The sequence below is a fragment of the Stenotrophomonas sp. PS02297 genome (assembly GCF_029959705.1).
In the GTDB taxonomy this organism is placed as follows: domain Bacteria; phylum Pseudomonadota; class Gammaproteobacteria; order Xanthomonadales; family Xanthomonadaceae; genus Stenotrophomonas; species Stenotrophomonas nitritireducens.
The window spans coordinates 1-3,412 of sequence record NZ_JASCOS010000206.1 but is presented as its reverse complement, the minus strand read 5'-3'; the positions used below and the strand labels follow the sequence as shown (position 1 = coordinate 3,412).

Sequence of the window (3,412 nt, the reverse complement as noted above, 5' to 3'; positions counted from 1 at the left end):
CACCGCCGCCGGGGCGGCCGCAGCGGCCGGCTGGGCGGCCGGGGCAGTGGCGGCAGGCACCGGTGCAGCCGCGGCGGCCGCGCCTTCTGCTTCCAGCACCACCACCACGTCGCCCTCGGACAGCTTGTCGTCGAGCTTGACCTTGATCTCCTTGACCACGCCGGCGGCCGAGGACGGCACTTCCAGCGTCGCCTTGTCCGATTCCAGCGTCACCAGGCCCTGGTCCTTGGCCACCGTATCGCCCACGGCCACCAGGATCTCGATCACCGGCACCGCGCTGTAATCGCCGATATCGGGGACTTTGATTTCAATCGTGTTCGCCATCTTTCAAGTCCTCGGGTCAGAGCAGCACGCGGCGCATGTCGGCCAGCACCTGCGACAGGTACGTGGTGAAGCGCGCGGCCAGCGCACCGTCGATGACCCGGTGGTCGTAGCTCAGCGACAGCGGCAACAGCAGCTTGGGCGCGAATTCCTTGCCGTTCCAGACCGGCTGGATCGACGACTTGGACACGCCGAGGATCGCCACTTCCGGTGCATTGACGATCGGCGTGAACGCGGTGCCGCCGATGCCGCCCAGCGAGCTGATCGAGAAGCAGCCGCCGCTCATGTCGGCCGGGCCGAGCTTGCCGTCGCGCGCCTTCTTGGCCAGTTCGCCGGTTTCCTGCGCGATCTGCACCACGCCCTTCTTGTCCACGTCGCGGATCACCGGCACGACCAGGCCGTTCGGCGTGTCGGCGGCGAAACCGATGTGGAAGTACTTCTTCAGGGTCAGGTTCTCGCCGCTGGCATCCAGCGAAGCGTTGAACTCGGGGAACTTCTTCAGCGCCGCGGCGCTGGCCTTGATCAGGAAGGCGAGCATGGTCAGCTTGATGCCGGCCTTCTCGTTTTCCTTGTTCAGCGCCACGCGCAGGGCTTCCAGGTCGGTGATGTCGGCCTGATCGAACTGGGTGACGTGCGGGATCATCGCCCAGTTGCGCGCCAGGTTGGCACCGGAGATCTTCTTGATGCGCGACAGCGGCTGGACCTCGGTCTCGCCGAACTTGCTGAAGTCCACCTTCGGCCACGGCAGCAGGTTCAGGCCGCCGCCAGCAGCGGCGGCGCCGCCGGCCGCCGCCGGCACACCACCGCTCAGCGCGCCCTTGACGAACTTCTGCACGTCGGACCTGGTGATGCGGCCGCCCTTCTCGGTGCCAGCCACCTGGGCCAGGTCCACGCCCAGCTCGCGGGCGAACACGCGCACCGCCGGGCTGGCATAGGGCACGTTGGACGGCAGCACGCCTTCGGCATTGAACTGCACCGGCGGGCTGGCCGGCTTGCCGGCGGAAACGGATTCCTCCTGCCGGATCTCGCGCTGTGCCAGCTTGTCCGGCACCGGGGCCACTGCCACCGGCTCGACCCTGGCGCCGGTTTCAGCGCTCGGTTCGACCTTGGCCGGAGCGGCCGGCGCGGCAGCGGCGGCCGGCCTGGCGGCCTCCTCGGCCACTTCGATCAGGGCCACGACCTTGCCCTCGGACAGGGTGTCGCCGACCTTGACCTTGATTTCCTTGACCACGCCGGCCACGGCCGACGGCACTTCCATCGTCGCCTTGTCCGACTCCAGCGTCACCAGGCCCTGGTCCTTCTTCACCGTATCGCCGACGGCGACCAGCACCTCGATCACCGGGATGTCGCTGTAGTCACCGATATCGGGGACAACTGCTTCCTTGATTTCGGCCATGAAACAACTCCAGCAACAGTGAGGGAAACCTCTATTGTGGCGCCAGCGCGCCGCAGCGCCAACCGCCGCCGCTGGATTCGCCTACGTATGTCCACGGACAAGGGCACGCCATCCCCCGCTGGCCATGGACGCGGCCGCCCTGTCGCGGGCGCCGCTGGCCTGCCGCCTGTCCGGGGTTGTCCCCCGCGGCCAGCCGCTCAGGGGACGGAGTGTTCCGCCACCGGCAACCACGGCGACAGCCGTGTCCACTCGCCCAGCAGCCGCTCGAACGACCAGGCGGCGTTGGCCGGGCTGGTCGAAGGCAGCGCCAGCAGCGTCAACCCATGCCCGGGCGGCAGCGCCGGATGCACATGGCGTTCGAACGCCTGCGCCGCCGCAGCGCCGTTGCAGGCGATGGCCCGCAGCCGCGGCAGGCCCTGGACCAGTTCCGGCAACGGGTTGGCGACCTCGCTGCCGCGGACGATGGCCGCATCCAGGCTGCCGCGCCGCCGGCAACGGCCGATCACGTCCCACAACCCGACGCCGGCCTGCTGCAGGCAGGCCAGGCGCGCCGCGTACTCCCGTTGCGGATCGAAGCCGCACAGCGCGCCCATCAGCGGCCAGAAACGGTTGCGCGGGTGCGCGTAGTAACGCGCGGCCTGCAGCGAGGCCATGCCAGGCATCGAGCCGAGCACCAGCACGCGGCATCGCTCATTCACCTGCGCAGGCAGGCCCTGCAGCATCGTTTCGTTCGTCACGCGCGACACAACTCCATGAATGTCCTTTCCCGGGCACATGCCGGTTCTACAGGCGCGCGCCCATTTTCCCTGAACGCCTGCGCCTGCGTCGCGCCGCGCGTGCGGATCGATTCATCCTGCCGCGGCGAGGATGTGGCCGCCCCGAACGAGGGCCTCGATAACAACGCAATCCCGAGAGCACTACGAGGAGTAACCCATGCGTACCACCCAGATCATGAGTCTTGCCGTCCTTGGCGCCCTGGCGCTTTCGCCCGCCGCGTTCGCGCAGGACGCCGGCACCGACACCGCGTCCGGCAAGCATTTCGCCGTCGTCGGCGGCGTGACCCTGCTGCAGCCGAAGAACGACCCGGCAGATGGCATCAAGAAGTTCGACGGCGGCCCGGCGCCGACCGTGAGCGCCAGCTACTACTTCAACGACAACATCGCCGTCGAACTGTGGGGCGCGGCCGACAAGTTCGACCATCGCGTGCGCACCAGCAGCGGCGCCAAGGCCGGCACCGTCGAGCAGCAGCCGCTGGCGCTCAGCGCGCAGTACCACTTCGGCGCCGCCGACAACGTGTTCCGCCCGTTTGTGGGTGCCGGTTACTACGAGTCGAACTTCAGCAACGAGAAGATCGACGGCCTGGACGCCAGCGGCGACCACGTCGGCCTGCGCACCGCCAAGGGCGCGATCGGCACGGTCGGCTTGGACATGAACATCAACTCGACCTGGTTCGCCCGTGCCGACGCGCGCTACATGCACGCGCGCCCGGAACTGAGCGTGGCCGGCGCCGGTACCGGCGAGAAGCTGAAGCTGGACCCGTGGACCGTGGGCTTCGGCATCGGCGCCCGCTTCTGATCCACGCGACAACATGGCTTGCCGGCAGGCACGGATCGTCCGCGATCCGTGCCTGCCGCGTTCAGGGACCACGGCGACGCACCGGTAACGTCAGGGGTTGCCGTCTTCGCTCCACTGCAG

The 3,412-nt window shown here is 68.6% G+C and carries 4 protein-coding genes; 1 reads left to right on the top strand and 3 read right to left on the bottom strand.

All coding sequences use genetic code 11. The annotated features are described in order from the left end of the window. The 3 genes from QMX80_RS18835 to QMX80_RS18825 form a co-directional block, all read right to left on the bottom strand. On the bottom strand, window positions 1–324 hold a 324-nt coding region (locus QMX80_RS18835), incomplete at its 3' end, for a biotin/lipoyl-containing protein (RefSeq protein WP_345782402.1). Window positions 325–340: 16 nt separating this feature from the next. After that, window positions 341–1,717 carry a dihydrolipoyllysine-residue acetyltransferase gene (gene aceF, locus QMX80_RS18830; protein WP_282278700.1) on the bottom strand — a complete coding sequence of 459 codons (1,377 nt, stop codon included), beginning with the start codon at window positions 1,715–1,717 and terminating at the stop codon, window positions 341–343. Between the two features lie 197 nt (window positions 1,718–1,914). Then, entirely contained in the window at window positions 1,915–2,493 is a 579-nt protein-coding gene (locus tag QMX80_RS18825; RefSeq protein WP_082443675.1) for a DNA-deoxyinosine glycosylase, read from the bottom strand. A gap of 157 nt (window positions 2,494–2,650) precedes the next feature. On the opposite strand from QMX80_RS18825, the gene QMX80_RS18820 reads away from it, so the two are divergent. Further along, complete coding sequence (locus QMX80_RS18820; RefSeq protein ID WP_282278699.1) at window positions 2,651–3,292, top strand: OmpW family outer membrane protein; 642 nt, start codon at window positions 2,651–2,653, stop codon at window positions 3,290–3,292. The last annotated feature ends 120 nt before the right edge of the window (window positions 3,293–3,412 follow it).

Bases quoted from the DNA above. Each gene is read 5' to 3' on its own strand.
- aceF (WP_282278700.1), bottom strand. From the start codon at position 1,717: ATGGCCGAAATCAAGGAAGCAGTTGTCCCCGATATCGGTGACTACAGC.
- QMX80_RS18825 (WP_082443675.1), bottom strand. From the start codon at position 2,493: ATGTGCCCGGGAAAGGACATTCATGGAGTTGTGTCGCGCGTGACGAAC.
- QMX80_RS18820 (WP_282278699.1), top strand. From the start codon at position 2,651: ATGCGTACCACCCAGATCATGAGTCTTGCCGTCCTTGGCGCCCTGGCG.